This is a genomic window from Sphingomonas sanxanigenens DSM 19645 = NX02 (genome assembly GCF_000512205.2).
Lineage (GTDB): Bacteria > Pseudomonadota > Alphaproteobacteria > Sphingomonadales > Sphingomonadaceae > Sphingomonas_D > Sphingomonas_D sanxanigenens.
Window position 1 is genome coordinate 2,974,853 of record NZ_CP006644.1, and the last position, 17,158, is coordinate 2,992,010.

General features: G+C 66.4%; 12 protein-coding genes. 5 read left to right on the top strand and 7 right to left on the bottom strand.

The features are described from left to right. Positions 1-105: 105 nt before the first annotated feature. Together tsf and rpsB are read right to left on the bottom strand one after the other, a co-directional pair. Positions 106-1,053: a translation elongation factor Ts gene (tsf, locus tag NX02_RS13685; RefSeq protein WP_039996584.1), complete on the bottom strand. Its 948-nt coding sequence runs from the start codon at positions 1,051-1,053 to the stop codon at positions 106-108. Between the two features lie 176 nt (positions 1,054-1,229). Next, positions 1,230-2,009, bottom strand: a complete 780-nt coding sequence (gene rpsB, locus NX02_RS13690; RefSeq protein WP_039996585.1) for a 30S ribosomal protein S2 — start codon at positions 2,007-2,009, stop codon at positions 1,230-1,232. A 220-nt stretch (positions 2,010-2,229) separates the two neighbouring features. On the opposite strand from rpsB, the gene NX02_RS13695 reads away from it, so the two are divergent. Further along, the gene (locus tag NX02_RS13695) at positions 2,230-2,463 is read left to right on the top strand and encodes a hypothetical protein (RefSeq protein ID WP_025292766.1); all 234 of its coding nucleotides are present in this window, start codon (positions 2,230-2,232) and stop codon (positions 2,461-2,463) included. Here NX02_RS13695 and NX02_RS13700 read toward each other — a convergent pair. Next, complete coding sequence (locus NX02_RS13700) at positions 2,426-3,223, bottom strand: CDP-alcohol phosphatidyltransferase family protein (RefSeq protein ID WP_025292767.1); 798 nt, start codon at positions 3,221-3,223, stop codon at positions 2,426-2,428. The genes NX02_RS13695 and NX02_RS13700 overlap by 38 nt on opposite strands. A 10-nt stretch (positions 3,224-3,233) precedes the next feature. After that, on the bottom strand, positions 3,234-3,968 hold the full coding sequence (locus NX02_RS13705) for a phosphatidylserine decarboxylase (protein ID WP_025292768.1): 735 nt from the start codon (positions 3,966-3,968) through the stop codon (positions 3,234-3,236). Between the two features lie 121 nt (positions 3,969-4,089). Between NX02_RS13705 and NX02_RS13710 the strand changes: the two genes are divergently transcribed. After that, a complete protein-coding gene (locus NX02_RS13710; protein WP_025292769.1) occupies positions 4,090-5,310 on the top strand; it encodes an NADP-dependent isocitrate dehydrogenase in 1,221 nt (406 codons plus the stop codon). Between the two features lie 118 nt (positions 5,311-5,428). Beyond that, positions 5,429-7,033 (top strand): bifunctional GNAT family N-acetyltransferase/carbon-nitrogen hydrolase family protein, encoded by a 1,605-nt coding sequence (locus tag NX02_RS13715; RefSeq protein WP_025292770.1) that lies wholly within the window; start codon positions 5,429-5,431, stop codon positions 7,031-7,033. Between the two features lie 33 nt (positions 7,034-7,066). On the opposite strand, the gene ybaL is transcribed toward NX02_RS13715, so the two are convergent. Beyond that, entirely contained in the window at positions 7,067-8,707 is a 1,641-nt protein-coding gene (ybaL, locus tag NX02_RS13720) for a YbaL family putative K(+) efflux transporter (protein ID WP_025292771.1), read from the bottom strand. A 138-nt stretch (positions 8,708-8,845) separates the two neighbouring features. On the opposite strand from ybaL, the gene NX02_RS13725 reads away from it, so the two are divergent. Beyond that, positions 8,846-10,642: a cation:proton antiporter domain-containing protein gene (locus tag NX02_RS13725; protein ID WP_025292772.1), complete on the top strand. Its 1,797-nt coding sequence runs from the start codon at positions 8,846-8,848 to the stop codon at positions 10,640-10,642. A 68-nt stretch (positions 10,643-10,710) separates the two neighbouring features. On the opposite strand, the gene alaS is transcribed toward NX02_RS13725, so the two are convergent. After that, the gene (gene alaS, locus NX02_RS13730) at positions 10,711-13,368 is read right to left on the bottom strand and encodes an alanine--tRNA ligase (RefSeq protein WP_025292773.1); all 2,658 of its coding nucleotides are present in this window, start codon (positions 13,366-13,368) and stop codon (positions 10,711-10,713) included. 83 nt (positions 13,369-13,451) lie between these two features. Further along, the gene (locus NX02_RS33305) at positions 13,452-15,221 is read right to left on the bottom strand and encodes a hypothetical protein (RefSeq protein WP_211258319.1); all 1,770 of its coding nucleotides are present in this window, start codon (positions 15,219-15,221) and stop codon (positions 13,452-13,454) included. A gap of 132 nt (positions 15,222-15,353) precedes the next feature. Here NX02_RS33305 and NX02_RS13740 point away from each other — a divergent pair, with 132 nt between their 5' ends. Continuing rightward, positions 15,354-17,144 carry a GAF domain-containing protein gene (locus tag NX02_RS13740; protein WP_025292775.1) on the top strand — a complete coding sequence of 597 codons (1,791 nt, stop codon included), beginning with the start codon at positions 15,354-15,356 and terminating at the stop codon, positions 17,142-17,144. Positions 17,145-17,158 lie beyond the last annotated feature (14 nt).

Below are 17,158 nucleotides of genomic sequence, written 5' to 3' on the forward strand. Positions count from 1 at the left end.
GCGCACCTTAGTTGCGCCGGTGCGCGGTGCCAAGCCGGGCAAGACACGCTGCGCGAACACAGTTTCGCCGCCGTTCCGACCGAGGGAACGGCGGCGGGACTGCGATCAGGCGTTCGCCGGCTCGTCCTTCTTGACGCCGGCAGCAGCCGCGACTTCCGCCGCGAAATCGCTTTCTTCCTTCACGATGCCCTCACCCAGCTGGAAGCGGACATAGTTGGCGAGCGTGATCGGGCTGCCGGCTTCCTTGGCCGCCGCGGCGACCACGTCCGACACCTTCGACTTGCCGTCGATCACGAAGATCTGGCTGACCAGCGCGTTTTCCTTGCGGTACTTCGCGATCGAGCCCTCGACCATCTTCTCGACGATGTTGGCGGGCTTGCCCGATTCGGCGGCCTTCTCGGCAGCGATCGCGCGCTCGCGCTCGATCATGTCCGCCGAGAGATCGTCTTCGTTGAGCGCGAGCGGGTTGGCCGCGGCGACGTGCATCGCGAGCTGCTTGCCCAGCGCCTCGAGCGCCTCGGCCGGCGCCGCGCTTTCGAGCGCGACGAGCACGCCGATCTTGCCGAGGCCGGGGGCCGCGGCGTTATGCACGTAGGAGACGACGACGCCCTCGGACACTTCGAGCAGCGCGGCGCGACGCAGCGCCTGGTTCTCGCCGATCTGTGCGACATTGGCGGTCAGCTTGTCGGCGACGGTGCCGCCTTCCGGCCAGGCCGCGGCCGACAGCGCCTCGACCTCGGCACCCTTTTCGAGCGCGATGTCGGCAACCGTCTTCACGAACTGCTGGAACAGCTCGTTCTTGGCGACGAAATCGGTCTCGGAGTTGACCTCGACGGCAGCGCCGCGGGTGCCCGAGACGGCAACGCCGACCAGACCCTCGGCGGCGGTGCGGCCGGCCTTCTTCGCGGCGGTCGCGAGGCCCTTGGTGCGCAGCCAGTCGATCGACGCTTCCATGTCGCCGCCGGTTTCGGCGAGCGCCTTCTTGCAATCCATCATGCCGGCGCCGGAGCGCTCGCGCAGTTCCTTAACCAGGGCGGCAGTGATCTCGGCCATGTCCTGTTCCTTCAGTTGTCTCATAAAAAGACGGGGCAGACGCTGGTTAGCGCCCTGCCCCGCCCGCATGACAAGGCAGTGACGCCCTATCCTGTCGCCACCGGCTTCGGCCAGCGGCAAGTCAGCTTCGCTCAGGCGTAATCGACGTCCGGTGAGCCAGGCCCACCGGCCAGCGATCAGGCGTCCGCCTGGGCCACTTCGGCGTCGGCCAGCGCGGCTTCCGCCGGCGGCTCGTCCATCGCGCCGAGATCGACACCGCGCGACGCGGCACCGCCCTGCTGGCCACGGGTCGCCGCCTGGGCGATCGCTTCGCAGTACAGGCGGATCGCGCGGCTGGCGTCATCGTTCGCCGGAACCGGGAAGGCGATGCCGTCCGGGCTGACGTTCGAATCGAGGATCGCCACGACCGGGATGCCGAGCGTGTTGGCTTCCTTGATCGCCAGCTCTTCCTTGTTGGCGTCGATCACGAACATCACGTCCGGAATGCCGCCCATGTCGCGGATGCCGCCGAGCGACAGCTCGAACTTGTCGCGCTCACGGGTGAGCTGCAGCACTTCCTTCTTGGTCAGGCCGTGCGTGTCACCGGCAAGCTGCTCCTCGAGCGCCTTGAAGCGCTTGATCGACTGCGAGATCGTCTTCCAGTTGGTGAGCATGCCGCCCAGCCAGCGATGGTTGACATAGTGCTGGCCGGCGCGGCGCGCCGCCTCGGCGATCGGATCCTGCGCCTGGCGCTTGGTGCCGACGAACAGAACCTTGCCGCCGTGCGCGACGGTCTGCGACACGAAGTCGAGCGCGCGAGCGAACAGCGGAACCGTCTGCGACAGATCGAGGATGTGGACGCCGTTGCGCTCACCGAAGATGTAGGGCTTCATCTTCGGGTTCCAGCGATGCGTCTGGTGACCAAAATGCGCGCCAGCCTCAAGCAGCTGGTGCAGGGAGACGGTGGGAGCCGCCATAGGATCTTTCTCCTTCCGGTTGAACCTCTGGGAAGCAGTGACCAAGGCATCCGCCCCGGCACCGGTATGTGCGCTTCCCATGTGGAATGCGCGGGCCCTTAATCGAAACGGCACATCGGCGCAAGCACATCTTGCCCCATCATCGCGGCTTGACGTTGGAACAAACATCGAACATATATCGTCCAGTTATCGAACAAAGGTCCGTTTCGGGAGGTTCGTCATGCTGCATATGGTGGGTTCGCTGCTGTTCGCGTCCGGTTTGTTGATGGCGGTGGCCATGATCTGGCACATGATCGCGTCCCGGCTGGACGCGATCATGGAAGCGCTCGACCCGGCGGGTCGAACGACGCAGGCTGGCATGACAGTGGAGCATCGCTCCGCGCGCGAAGCGATGCGGGCGTCGGCGCGCGCGGCGCTCAGCCGGCAGCGGCAGCAGCAGCGCGCTGCTGCCTGATCCGGGCGTAGCTGCTGGTGCTGAACGGGATCGTCAGCAGATAGAGGATCGCGACGCCGATCAGCGTCGCCCAGGGCACCGCGAAGATCGCCCCGCCGATCAGCGCGACGCCGACCAGCAATTCCATGCGGATACGGCGCCGCGGGCGCAACGAGGACCAGCTGTAGGTCGGCAGGCTGGACGTCATCAGGAAGACGATGAACGCCATCCAGGGTGCAACCAGCATGCCGTTGCGGGCGACGTCGGCAACCGGCCCCTGCCCCTTTACGAACAGGAAGAAATAGAGCGGCAGCATTGCGAGGCCGGCCGCGGTCGGCGCGGGTACGCCGGTAAGGAAGCCAGCCGATTTGTGCGGCTGTTCGGTCGTGTCGATCTGCGCATTGAAGCGCGCGAGGCGCAGCGCGCAGCCGGCGGCATGGGCGAGCGCGAAGATCCAGCCATAGCGCTGCCCTTCCTCGCCCAGATGCTGGAGCGACCAGAGATAGAGGATGATCGCCGGCGAGACGCCGAAGGCGATGACATCCGACAGCGAATCGAGTTCGGCGCCGAACCGGCTTTCGCCCTTGAGCAGGCGGGCGATGCGTCCGTCGAGCCCGTCGAGCACGCCCGCCAGGATCACCGCGCTCACCGCCATCCGCCAATCCTCGGCGATGGCGAAGAGGATGCCGGTGAGGCCCGAGCAGAGCGCGAGCGTCGTCACGGCGTTGGGCGCGAGTGCGCGCAGCGGAATGCCGCGGCGGGGATCGGCGGGCGGGCGCATCAGCGGCGCATCACTGGGGAACGCCGGAGCCGGCGACGGGATCGCCGATCACCGCAAGCACCGTCTCGCCTGCGATCGAGCGCTGGCCGAGCGTGATGCGCGGCGCGGTGCCCGCCGGCAGATAGACGTCGACCCGGCTGCCGAAGCGGATCAGGCCGAAGCGCTGGCCCGCCGCCAGGATATCCCCCGGCTTGACGAACGGCAGGATCCGCCGCGCGACGAGCCCGGCGATCTGGGTGAAGCCGATACGCAGCCCGTCGTGCCGCTCGACGATAAGGTGTTGCCGCTCATTCTCCTCGCTCGCCTTGTCGAGATCGGCGTTGAGGAACTTGCCCGCGATATAGACCACCGCCTTGACGGTGCCGGCGATCGGCGACCGATTGATGTGGACGTCGAACACCGACATGAAGATCGAGACACGCACCAGCGGCTCGTTCCCGAGCCCGTCCGGCCCGGCGAGTTCGCGCGGCACCGGCACGCGTTCGATCAGCGTCACCAACCCGTCGGCGGGCGCGACGATCAGATTATCGCCCTGCGGCACGGTGCGAACGGGATCGCGGAAAAAGGCAGCGACCCACAGGGTTACGCCCGCCATCGGCCAGGCAACGGTCTCCCAAGCCATAAGCGCGAACGCCAGCGTGATCACCGCTGCGATCAGAACGAATTTGCGACCTTCGGGGTGAACGGCGGGAAACCGCCATTTAACGGTGGTGGTGCCCACCGCCGGCTTTTCTAGTGACGTCATCTGCACTGTCTAATGTGCGCGGCGCGCAGTGACAATCGCCGCGATCATCCTCGGCCCGGTTGATCCCGGCGCTTCGTGCTCCTAGAGCCATCGCGACCACCTCCCCCGGAGAAGAGAGCATATGGCGAAGATCAAGGTGAAAACCCCGGTCGTCGAGATCGACGGCGACGAAATGACCCGGATCATCTGGGAATGGATTCGCGAGCGGCTGATCAAGCCCTACCTTGATATCGATCTGGAATATTACGACCTCGGCATCGAGAAGCGCGACGAGACCAATGACCAGATCACGGTCGACGCGGCGAAGGCGATCCAGAAGTACGGCGTCGGTGTGAAATGCGCCACGATTACGCCGGACGAGGCGCGCGTCGAGGAATTCAAGCTCAAGAAGATGTGGAAGTCGCCCAACGGCACGATCCGCAACATCCTGGGTGGCGTCGTGTTCCGCGAGCCGATCGTCATCAAGAACGTCCCCAGGCTGATCCCGGGCTGGACAGACCCGATCGTCGTCGGCCGTCACGCCTTTGGCGACCAGTATCGCGCCACCGACTTCCGCGTGCCGGGCCCCGGCAAGCTCAAGATGGTGTGGACCGGCGAAGACGGCCAGCAGATCGAGGAAGAAGTGTTCGACTTCCCCTCGTCGGGTGTCGCGATGGGCATGTACAATCTCGACGATTCGATCCGCGATTTCGCCCGTGCGAGCATGAACTATGCGCTCGAGCGTCGCTGGCCGCTGTATCTTTCCACCAAGAACACGATCCTCAAGGCCTATGACGGCCAGTTCAAGGACCTGTTCGAGGATGTCTTCCAGAGCGAGTTCAAGGACAAGTTCCGCGACGCCAACATCAGCTACGAGCATCGCCTGATCGACGACATGGTCGCCAGCGCGCTCAAGTGGAGCGGAAAGTTCGTCTGGGCCTGCAAGAATTATGACGGCGACGTCCAGTCGGACCAGGTGGCGCAGGGCTTCGGCTCGCTGGGCCTGATGACCTCCGTGCTGATGACGCCGGATGGCAAGACGATCGAGGCCGAGGCGGCGCACGGCACCGTCACCCGCCACTTCCGCATGCATGAGCAGGGCAAGGCGACGTCGACCAACCCGATCGCTTCGATCTTCGCGTGGACCGGCGGCCTGAAGTTCCGCGGCAAGTTCGACGATACGCCCGACGTGGTGCGTTTCGCCGAGACGCTCGAAGAGGTCTGCATCAGGACCGTCGAGCAGGGCGGCATGACCAAGGATCTTGCGATCCTGATCGGGCCGGACCAGGCGTGGATGACCACCGAACAGTTCTTCGAGGCGATCCGCCTGAACCTCGAGAAGGAAATGGCCGCCTGGGCCTGACCTGCGGGGCCTGACCTGAAGCTCGGGCGGCGCACGCCGGCGCCCGGGCCCAAGGAACCGGTTTCGGTCCGTCCCCGTTACGTTTATTCGACAGAACATTCGTGACGGGGATTTTTTCATGCCGACCAGCAGCCGCGCCCGCCTTGAGGTGCGCAACGCCACGCCCGCCGACGTCCGCGCGATCGTGGGACTTGTCGACCGCGCCTATGAGGGGCTGTCGGGCTACACGGCGGGCATGATCCGCGGGCAGATCAACAATTTCCCCGAGGGCCAGTTCGTCGCCTTCTATGACGGCAAGGCGGTGGGCTATTGCGCATCGATGCGGCTCACCGCGGAGATCGCGCTGAAGCCGCACGACTGGGAAGAGATCAGCGGCAACGGCTTCGGGTCGCGCCACGATCCCACCGGCGAATGGCTTTACGGCTATGAGATGTGCGTCGATCCCAAGCAGCGGGGCCTGCGCATCGGCCAGCGGCTCTACGATGCGCGCAAGGCGCTCGCCGAGCGGCTCGAACTGCACGGCATCGTCTTCGGCGCGCGGATGCCCGGCTACCAGCGCGCGCGGCGCAAGGTCGATGGCCCCCAGGATTATGTCGAGCAGGTCGTCGCGGGCAAATTGCGCGATCCGGTGCTCGGCTTCCAGCTTTCCAACGGCTTCGAGCCGATCGGCGTGCTGCCCGCCTATCTGCCCGAAGATACCGCCTCGGGCGGCTTCGCGGCGCATATGGTCTATCGCAATCCCTATGTGGAGAGCGACCTCGCCCCCAAATTCCGGGTGCCGCGCGATGTGGAGAGCGTGCGCATCGCCACCGTCCAACTGCAGGCGCGCGCGGTCGAGAATTTCGAAGCGTTTGTCCGCAACATCGAATATTTCGTCGATGTCGCGGCGGATTATCGCTCGGACTTCGTGGTCTTCCCCGAACTCTACACGCTCCAGTTGCTCTCCTACGAAAAGAAGGAACTGAGCCCGATCGAGGCGATCGACCGGCTGACCGCGCACACCGACAAGCTGGTGAAGGCGCTGACGCGGATGGCGATGGAGTATAACATCAACATCATCGGCGGGTCGCACCCGACCCGCACCGACGATGGCGATATCCAGAACGTCGCCTATGTCGCGTTGCGCGACGGATCGATCCACGCTCGCGAGAAGATCCACCCCACCCCCAACGAACGCTATTGGTGGAACATCAAGGGCGGCGATGCGATCGAGGTGATCCAGACCGATTGCGGCCCGGTGGGCGTGCTGATCTGTTATGACAGCGAGTTTCCCGAACTCGCCCGTCGGCTCGTCGACGAGGGCGCCCGCATCCTGTTCGTTCCCTTCTGCACGGACAGCCGCCAGGCCTATCTGCGCGTGCGCTATTGCGGACAGGCGCGCGCGATCGAGAATCAGTGCTTCGTCGTACTCTCGGGCAATGTCGGCAACCTTCCCAATGTCGACAATATGGACATTCAATATGCGCAGAGCTGCATCCTCACGCCCTGCGACTTCCCGTTCGCGCGTGACGGCATCGCCGCTGAGGCGACCGAGAATGTCGAGACGCTGACGATCAGCGACGTCAACCTGGCCGACCTCACCTGGGCGCGCGCCGAGGGTACGGTGCGCAACCTCGCCGACCGGCGCTTCGACCTCTACCGGATCAGTTGGGGCAAGCGGGGCAGCAAGGCCCGCGCGGCCGGGCGGCTGCCGGTGGGTCCGGCGACGCCTGGCGGCGGCTGAAGCCCGAGTGTGAGGTCGAGGCGAGGTTGAGGCTCAGCCGCCCTCCACCGTCCGCCCGACGACCGCCTCGTCGATCATCTTCCGCGCGATCTCCCGCTCGCCCATGATCGTCAGGTCGGCACCCATCGCGGTCAGGTGCGCGATCTCTGCATCGCCGTGGGCCCGGGCGACGATGCGCAGGCGCGGGTTGAACGAGCGCGCCTGCTCGACGATCTGGCCGGCCTCGAAACATTGCGGGATCGCGACGAACAGCAGGCGGGCATTGGCGATGTCCGCGCGCGCCAGAATGTCGGCGCTGGCGGCGTTGCCGACCAGCACCTCGACGCGCGGCTGGTCGGTCGGCAGGCCGGTGACGTCACCCTCGGTCTCGATCACCGTCAGCCGTTCTCCGGCCGCGATCAATGTCTGGGCAACGGCTGCGCCGACCCGCCCATAGCCGACCAGCACGACATGGCCGGTCGGTGCCGCCACCGCACCGCCGATACCGGCGCCCGGCTCGACCGCCAGCGCCTTGCCCGCGAAGCGGTCGATCGTCGAGAACAGCAAGGGGTTGATCATGATCGAGAGGATCGCGCCTGCCAGGATCAGGTCCCGCGCATCGCCGTTGAGCAGTTCGAGCGAGGAGCCGAGCGTGGCGAGGATGAAGGAGAACTCGCCGATCTGGGCAAGGCTGGCGGCGATCGTCAGCGCGGTGCGCGTCGGCCGGCGGAACAGGCGCACGATGAGGAAGGCGGCGATCGACTTGCCGAGGATGATGATCGCCAATGTTGCGAGCAGCGCGAGCGGCTGATCCACGACGACGTGCGGATTGAACAACATGCCGACCGACACGAAGAAAAGCACCGCGAACGCATCGCGCAACGGCAGCGTTTCCTCCGCGGCGCGCTGGCTGAGCGGCGATTCAGCGAGGATCATGCCCGCGAAGAAGGCGCCCAGCGCGAAGGAGACGCCGAACAGCAGCGCCGCACCGAATGCGATACCCAGCGCGATCGCCAGCACCGCCAGCCGGAACAGTTCCCGCGAGCCGCCATGCGCGACGAGGTGCAACAGCCAGGGCACCGCGCGCCGCCCGATGATCAGCATGAAGGCAACGAAAGCGATCACCTTGCCGATGGTGACGGCCAGCGTCGTCACCAAGGCGGCGCCGCTGCCACCGTGCGCGATGGCCGGCAGCAGCACCAGCGCCAGCACCATCACCAGATCCTCGACGATCAGCCACCCGACGGCAATGCGGCCGCGCTCGGTATCGAGGATGCGGCGGTCCTGCAGCGCGCGCAGCAGCACCACGGTGCTCGCGACCGACAGCGCCAGGCCGAAGACGAAGCCGGTCCCGACGCCCCAGCCGAGCAGCCATGACAACCCCATGCCGAGCAATATGGCCATGCCGATCTGGCCGATCGCCCCCGGGATTGCGATCGCGCGCACTTCCATCAGTTGCTTGAGCGAGAAATGCAGGCCGACACCAAACATCAGCAGGATCACGCCGATCTCCGCGAGTTCGCTCGCCAGCCCCTGATCCGCGACGAAGCCGGGGGTGAAGGGGCCGACGGCGATGCCCGCCACGAGATAGCCGATCAACGGCGACACGCGCACGCGATGCGCGAGCGTTCCGAAGATGAAGGCGAGCACGATGCCGGCGACGATGGTGGCGATCAACGGCGTGGCATGGGGCATTCGGCAGCGGCTCCGTGATGGTGATGCCCCTTACGCTAGCCGTCCGGCTGCGCCGCGGCGAGCATGATCCGAATTAATGTTGCACCGCACCGTTTATTGGCCTGACAAGCCGCGAATCTTCGCGTTAAGACGGTGCCCATGTCTGGCGAACTCCACACTCTCAAGGGATTGGGCGACACGCTGGTCGTGCTGGGCGCGGCAGGAATCGTGATCCCTGCCTTTGCGCGCTTCCGGATCAGCCCGGTGATCGGTTTCATCCTCGTCGGCCTGCTGGTCGGCCCGCACGGCCTGGGTTCGCTGACCGATCACTATCCGTGGATCCGCCACGTCACCATCACCAGCCCCGACGCGATCCAGCCTTTCGCCGATTTCGGAATCGTCCTTCTGCTGTTCACCATCGGCCTCGAACTATCGTTCAAGCGCTTGTTCCAGATGCGAAAACTCGTATTCGGCGTCGGCGCGGCGGAACTTGGGCTCTCCGGGCTGATCATCGGCATCGCGCTGTGGCTGATGGGTCAGGGCTGGGCGGGTGCGATGGGCCTCGGCCTCGCGCTCGCGTTGTCGTCGACCGCGCTGGTCCTCCAGATGGTGGGCACGAGCGGGCCGGTCGGCCGGCCTGCCTTCGCGATGCTGCTGTTCGAGGATCTGGCGCTGGTGCCGATCATCTTCGCGCTGGGCGTGCTCAGCCCGCATGCGCAGGATGCCGGCTGGGACGGGCTGCTGCGCACCTTGTGGATCGGCGTGCTCACCGTCGGCGCGCTGCTGCTCGCGGGCCGCTTCCTGCTGCCCAGCCTGTTCGCGCAGGCGGCGCGCACCAAGAGCCCGGAACTGTTCCTTGCGGTCAGCCTGCTCACCGTCATCCTCGCCAGCCTTGCGACGACCGCCGCCGGTCTTTCGCCGATCGTCGGCGCGCTGCTCGCCGGGCTGCTGATCGCCGAGACCGAATATCATGGCGAGGTCGAGGTGATGACCGCGCCGTTCAAGGGCCTGGCGCTGGGTGTTTTCCTGCTGACCGTGGGCATGAGCCTGGATTTCCGCGTGATCGGTGCCAATTGGCTGCCTTTGGCGATCGCTGTGATCGGCGTGGTGCTGGTGAAGACGGTCGTCACCACCGGCATGCTGCGGCTGATGGGCATCCGGCTGGGGCCCGCCGCCGAGACCGGGCTGCTGATGGCTGCGCCCTCCGAGACAACCCTGATCGTGCTGTCCGCGGCAACCGCCGCGGGTCTGATCATGCCGCCCACCGCCGCGTTCTGGCAGATCGTCACCGCGATCGGCCTCACCATCACGCCGATCCTCGCCAAGATCGGCCATGACGTCGCGCGCCGGATCGAGTTGCGCGACGATGGCGATGGCGGCATGCCGGGCGAAACCGGCGAGGCGCCGGGCACGGTGATCATCGGCTTCGGTCGCGTCGGCCATCTGGTGGCGGACATGCTGAAGGCGCACAACCGGCCGTTCATCGCAGTGGAGGCGAACATCGATGCCGTGACCGCGGCACGGCGGGACGGTTATCCGGTGATCTTCGGCGATGTCGCGCGCTCCGAACTGGTCGACAAGCTCAACCTCGGCCGCGCCGAAGCGCTGGTGCTGACGATGGACGATCCGGTGCTGACCGTACGCCTCACCCGCCGCGTCCGCAGCTGGGTGCCGGATCTCACCATCGTCGCGCGCGCGCGCGATACAGATCACGCCGCGCAGCTTTACCGGGCGGGCGCAACCGAAGCGGTGCCCGAAACGCTCGAAAGCTCGCTGCAGCTTTCGGAGGCGGTGCTGGTGGAACTGGGCGTTGCGATGGGCCCGGTGATCGCCTCGATCCACGACAAGCGCGCCACCTTCCGCGATCGCATCAGGGAAGACGCGCAACTCGATCGCGAGCCCCGCATCGGCCGCCTCAGGCGTCCCGATGCGGCGGAGGAGAAACCGGCAGGGTGATATGTGTTTCCTCCCCGGCGCTTCGCGCCGAGGAGGAACATCACCTATACCGCCGTAACGCGCGGCACCTATGCCGCCGCGACTTGCCCTTCCAGCACACCGCGCACCGCGGCGATCGCGGCATCCGCCTGTGCGCCATCCGGACCGCCGCCCTGCGCCATATCCGGCCGGCCCCCACCGCCCTGCCCGCCCAGTGCAGCGACCGCGGCCTTGACGAGATCGACCGCGCTCACCGCCTTGACCAGATCGGCGGTGACCCCGACCGCGACCGATGCACGTCCGTCATTCACCGCGACCAGCATGGCGATGCCCGACCCGAGCTGAGCCTTCATCTCGTCGACCGCGCCGCGCAAACCCTTGGGATCGAGCCCCTCGACGACGCGCGCCAGCAGTGCATGGCCACCCACCGTCTCGGGCCCGGCGACCTCGGCCTTGCCGCCACCCATCGCCAGCGCCCGCTTGGCGTCGGCAAGTTCGCGTTCGAGCCGGCGGCGATCCTCGATCAGGCTCAGCACGCGCGCGGGCACATCGTCCGGTGCGGTCTTGAGCGCAGCGGCAACTTCCTTCAGCCGCTCGTCGCGGGCAACCAGCCACTGGCGCGCAGCCTCGCCGGTCAGTGCCTCGATGCGGCGGACGCCACTCGAAACGGCGCTTTCGGAAACGATCTTGAAGATCGCGATGTCGCCCAGCGCATCGACGTGGGTGCCACCGCACAACTCGACCGAATAGATCGCGTCCGGGCCACGGCCCATCGAGAGCACCCGGACCTCGTCGCCATATTTCTCGCCGAACAGCGCAAGCGCTCCGGCGGCAACGGCATCGTCGGGCGTCATCAGTCGCGTCGACACGCTGTCGTTGCCGCGGATCTGCGCGTTCACATCGGCTTCCACGAGCGCGATCTCGGCCGGCGTCAGCGCGCTGGGATGCGCGAAGTCGAAGCGCAGCCTGTCGGGCGCAACGAGGCTGCCCTTCTGCGTGACATGGCCGCCGAGCCGGTGGCGCAGCGCGGCATGCAGCAGGTGGGTCGCGCTGTGATTGGCGCGAAGCTGCGCGCGACGCTCGACGTCGATCACCAGTTTCACCGTTTCACCGACCGCGATCGCGCCTTCCTGGATCAGCGTGCGATGCGCATGCACGCGCCCGAGCGGCTTGGAGGTATCCTCGACCAGCCCCTTGAACCCGCCGTCATTGGCGATCGTGCCGGCATCGCCCATCTGGCCGCCGCTCTCCGCATAGAAGGGCGTCTGGTTGGTGACGATCAGCACCTGCTGGCCGGCCTCGGCCATCTCGACGCGCGCGCCATCCTTGACGATCGCGACGACCTGCCCCTCGCCTTCGCCCGCGGTATAGCCGGTGAACTCGGTGCCGCCGGCTTCCTCGGCAATATCGAACCAGACCTCGTCCGAGGCCTTCTCGCCCGAGCCCTTCCAGGCCTCGCGCGCCTTGCGCTTCTGCTCCGCCATCGATTCTTCGAAGCCCGCGCGATCGACCGACAGGCCGCGCGGACGCAACGCGTCCTCGGTCAGGTCATAGGGGAAGCCGAACGTGTCGTAGAGCTTGAACGCGGTGGCGCCGGGCAGCGTATCGCCCTCGCCCATCGTCGCGGTCGCCTCGTCCAGCAGGCGCAGGCCGTTGGCGAGCGTCTGACGGAAGCGCGTCTCCTCCTGCTTGAGCGTCGCTTCGATCAGCGGCTGCGCGCGCACCAGTTCGGGGAAGGCGGCGCCCATCTCGGCGACCAGCGCCGGCACCAGCCGGTGCATCAGCGGCTCGGCCGCGCCCAGCAGATGCGCGTGCCGCATCGCGCGGCGCATGATCCGGCGCAGCACATAGCCGCGGCCCTCATTGGCCGGCAGCACGCCGTCCGCGACGAGGAAGCCCGCGGAGCGGAGATGGTCGGCGATAACGCGGTGGCTCGCCTTGTTGGCGCCGTCGGTCGCGGTCCTGGTCAGCGCGCCCGACGCCTCGATCAGCGCCCGAAACGTATCCGTATCGTAATTGTCGTGGACGCCCTGCAGCACCGCGGCAAGCCGCTCCAGCCCCATGCCGGTGTCGATCGACGGGCGCGGCAGCGGCGTGCGGCTGCCGTCAGCCGCCTGCTCGAACTGCATGAACACGAGGTTCCAGATCTCAACGAAGCGGTCGCCATCCTCTTCCGGCGATCCCGGCGGCCCTCCCCAGATATGGTCGCCATGATCGAAGAAGATTTCAGAACAGGGGCCGCACGGGCCGGTATCGCCCATCGACCAGAAATTGTCGCTGGTCGCGATGCGGATGATGCGATCCTCGGGCAGGCCCGAGATCTTGCGCCACAGATCGAACGCCTCGTCATCGGTGTGATAGACGGTGGCCGTCAGCCGATCGGGCGAAATGCCCCATTCCTTCGTGATCAACGTCCAGGCGTGATGGATCGCCTGTTCCTTGAAATAATCGCCGAAGGAGAAGTTGCCGAGCATCTCGAAGAAGGTGTGATGCCGCGCGGTGTAGCCGACATTGTCGAGATCATTGTGCTTGCCGCCGGCGCGAACGCACTTCTGGCTGGAGGTTGCGGTGGAATAGGGCCGCTTTTCCAGCCCGGTGAAGACATTCTTGAACGGCACCATCCCCGCATTGACGAACATCAAGGTGGGATCGTTGTGCGGCACCAGCGGCGCGGACGGCACGCGGGCATGGCCCTGCCCCTCGAAATAATCGAGGAAGGAACGGCGAATGTCGTTGGTCGATGTCATAGCGTGCGACTTAGGCGAGCGCTTCGGCGCGTACAAGCGGCGGCTTGACGCTTAAACGGTCAATGACAGCGCACCGTCCGCCGTCACAGGTAGGGCAGCATCTTCATCGCCTTCTTCTCGGGCAGCGCCAGCACGGTCTCGATCAGCGCGATACGGGCTTCGCAGATCCCCTTTGGACCGCCCTTTCCGTCCAACCCCGCGGAGAGATCAGTGGTACTCATTCCGGCACGCTTGGCGGACGCCACCATCGTATCATGATCGATCCAGAATGTGCCGTCACCTTCGACATCGCGCATCTTGCCGCGTGTCTCGATCAGGATGCGATATTTTGCGGCGCGATAGCGCCGATCGAACTCGGGGGGCAGCAGTTTGCGGCCTAGAATCTCGTCCGCGCAATCCTGCGGTGACTGGCCTGCCCGACGGACGGCCTCGATCCGTATGCGCAAGAGATCGGCAAGTGCGGCATGACTTGCCTTCTCTACTATGCGTGGAAAGCGCTGGGTGAGATGGTCTGCGATGTGGATATCGAACATATCTCGCCTTTCGCCAGCCGCCTTATCGTCTTGCCATATCCGCTGCAGATCTTCGAGCAGATCAGGATTGCGGGTGGCAAGGTCCGCGGGACGATAGGCGCCATTGCTGGCCCATTCGATCGCTGCGGGAATGTCGTTCGCGGGGGCATCGAGTTGGTTGGATCGGGCCTCGATCGGCGGCGCCACCGACACCGGCGCAGGATCATCATTCCCCGTGCTGGAAAAGATCCTGAGCAGGTTGAACGCGAGGATCAACCCCGCGATCACAAGCCCGCTGGCTGCGCCACCGCCTTCACGACCGCCGGCGTTACCCTGCGCCTCCCAGAGCTGGACGCGGTACCAGTCGAAAGACTGTTCGAGTTGCGGATGATGCCGCCTGATCATCTCAAGCAGTTCGAGCACATTTTTGCGCCTCACCCAGCCACGGCGCGACGCCGCATCGGCCGGTGCTGTGAGTTCGCGCCATGCACGCCGATAGCGATGCCCCCGCGACTGTACCGCCTCGACGAACGAGAGAGCGCCGACCCGCGCGGTGATGTGCGCAATCGCCGGGGTCTCGCCGACTTCATCGGCGTTCGCCATCCAGCCGAAACGCTCCGCAACAGTCGCCAGCAACGGATCAGAGCGCGGCACCGATCCCGCCAACACCTCGCTCAGCCAGCGCTCGACGTCGCCATAATAGCCAAGCTCGCCCATCCGCGGATCGGCGAAGACCCGATCGAGATGTGTCATCCAGAGCGCGATTTCCTCCGCCGACATCGGCCCGGCGTCTTCGCCCTTTTCGGGAAACAGCAGTGCGGCCATCGCCTGATAATCATCGTCGGTGACCATCGTCTGGGGCACGACGCGGCCGTCTCCAGGCGTAATGTCGAGTTCGGGCACCGCCCATTGGCTCCGATCCAGCCGCAGTGCCTCGCCTGAACCCCGATCCACACGCGCGAAGGGCGGGGTCGCGGCAATGCCAAGCTCTTCATCGGGAACGGGCGCCCTCGTGACAACGCCATGATCGACATCGACATCCGCCAGAACCGGCCCCGTCAGTCCATATGTGGCGGATAGTTCCGCTACGCGCGAACCATCATCCGAGACCGCGGCCGGATCGCCCGGATCATCATCTCCAGCGGTCGCATCGCGGTCGGCGGCCCATGCCAGTGCATCGGCGCGCGCCATGCGCAGTTCGGCGAAGGCGTCGGCATCCTCGCCGACATCGCTTTCCTTCAGCCGGCGCGCATAGGCACGGCGGATCTCGATCGAATCGGTGGTGGGCGCGATGCCGAGCACCGCCCACATGTCACCACCATTCACCTGGCTTCCCCGCATGCCCCACCCCGAACCGCATACCCCACCTGCCGCACCATCGGGTGTTTCGGCGCAGGGTCAAGCAGCGTTGCCAAGACATCGCCGCTCAACCGCGATATGGGATAACAGCGCGTAACGGATGGGGAGCATCGGATGCAGGTTCGCTTCTGGGGAACGAGAGGCTCGATCGCCAAGCCCGGGCCCTCCACCGTCCGCTATGGCGGCAACACCTCCTGCGTCGAGGTGCGATCCAGCGCCGGCACGCAAATCGTGATCGACTGCGGCACCGGCGCGCATGCGCTGGGCCAGGCGATCCTGGCGGAGGCCGGTGGCGGACCGACGCGGGGCGCGATCCTGATCAGCCACACCCATTGGGATCATATCCAGGGCATACCCTTCTTCGCGCCGCTGTTCGCAGCCGGACATCATTGGGATTTCTATGCCCCGCGCGGCTTCGGAGACAGCCTGCGCGATACCTTGGCCGGGCAGATGGACTTCACCTATTTCCCGGTGACCCTGGAGGCGTTCGCCGCCGAGGTCGGCTATCATGACCTGGGCGAGGGCAGCTTCGCGATCGACGATGTCCGCATCACGACGCGCTTCCTCAACCATCCTGCCCTTACCCTCGCCTATCGCCTGGAATGCGACGGCGCGAGCCTGGTCTATGCCTGCGATCATGAGCCGCACAGCCGTGCGTTGGCGAAGGCGGAAGGGCCGATCCACGGGCAGGATCTGGATCACAGCGCCTTTCTGGCGGGCGCCGACCTCGTCATCCACGACGCGCAATATACCCCCGCCGAATATGACGCGAAGATCGGATGGGGGCACAGCACGCCGCATTATGCGGCGATGGTCTGCCGCGCCGCAGGCGTCGCACGGCTGGCCTTCACCCACCACGATCCGATGCGCACCGATGCCGATGTCGATGCGCTGGTGGCCGAACTCGAGCAGGATGGCATCGGGCTGCAACCGCTCGAGATCATCGCCGCTGCCGAAGGGCTGACCATCCTGGTCGAGGGCCGGGCCGCGCCTGCCGCGGAGCCCGCGCCAAGTGCGCTCGCGGCGTCGGCGCCATCGGCCGATACGTCGCCGCTGGTGCTCGTGGTCGCCAATGATCTCGATGCGGACGATCCGCTGCGCCAGGCGCTCGAGGACGAGCATGTCCGCACCGCCTTCGCGTCCAGTGCGGCGGCGGTACCCGAACTCGCCGCAACCGCCAGTCCTCAACTGCTCATCGTCGACGATGATCGCCGTCCCGCCGGCATCGACACCCCCGAGGCGGCGGAACGGGTGGTGGCGGAAACGGCCGCCGGCCTCCCGCCGCCGCTGATCGTCGCCAGTTCGGGCGCCAAGCCGGCGCAGCGCGTGCTGCCGCCCGATGGCGACTGGATCGAGCGCCCCTTCTCGCGCGAGTTCGCCCGCGCGCGCATCCGCACCGCGCTCACCCGCAGCGAATTCCGGTGGGTCAGGCCCCCCTTGCCCGATAATGAGGTGGAGCGGCTGCAGGCGCTGCTCGCCACAGGGTTGCTCGACAGCCCGCGGGAGGAACGCTTCGATCGCATCACCCGCCTCGCCGCCGCGCTGTTTCGCGTGCCGGTCGCGCTCGTCTCGCTGATCGACACCAACCGGCAATGGTTCAAGTCATGCGTCGGGCTCGATGCCACCGAAACCTCCCGCGAAGTCTCGTTCTGCGCGCATGCGGTCGCCGATGGCGGGATGCTCGTCGTCCCCGATGCGCTGCAGGACCGGCGCTTCGCCGACAATCCGGCGGTGACCGGGGGCATGCATGTGCGCTTCTATGCGGGTGCGCCGCTGCGGCTGACGGCGGGCGGCTGCGCCGGCACCTTGTGCATCGTCGATATCCGCCCCCGCGCATTCGACGATGCCGACCGCGCGCGGTTGCGCGACCTCGCCGATCTGCTGGAACTGGAGATCAACCGCTGAGCGCGCCCGAAGCG